Origin of the sequence: Bacillus cereus group sp. N21, assembly GCF_016483395.1 — a bacterium.
GTDB lineage: Bacteria > Bacillota > Bacilli > Bacillales > Bacillaceae_G > Bacillus_A > Bacillus_A pseudomycoides.
In genome coordinates this window covers 1-379 of sequence record NZ_JAEHBX010000266.1, presented here as the reverse complement: position 1 = coordinate 379, position 379 = coordinate 1, and the positions used below count along the sequence as shown (strand labels likewise).

Below are 379 nucleotides of genomic sequence, written 5' to 3'. Positions count from 1 at the left end.
AAATCACTAAACGCTTAGTAGCAATGGCTGAACAACAACTTGGTGGTGGATTTACTCGTTAACTTAACCCCAAAATAGAAAAGATTAGGGCAAGCTATATTGTTGATTATTGGAAACATAGTAGATTACAGTAGTTAACAAATACATCTTTCCATGTTGTCTGTATTTAATTTATAAATAAACTCTCATAATGAATGCATTTATACTCAAAGATTGTTGAGAATTTCAAATAATAATCTTTGAGTATTTTATTTGAAAGTTTCTTTTCTAGATTACAAACACATATCTTATGGGGAAGGTGTTTTCCCATGAATGTTAAAAAGGCTTTTATAGGAACAAATATACTTAAAAATTTATTTTCAATACTGAAAAGCATATT

1 protein-coding gene is annotated in these 379 nt (G+C 27.7%); it reads right to left on the bottom strand.

Annotated features, from left to right (window positions below; all coding sequences use genetic code 11):
• Nucleotides 1-166 precede the first annotated feature (166 nt).
• Nucleotides 167-379, bottom strand: a 213-nt coding sequence (locus JDS96_RS31785) for a hypothetical protein (RefSeq protein ID WP_206777259.1), incomplete at its 5' end; no start/stop codon positions are given.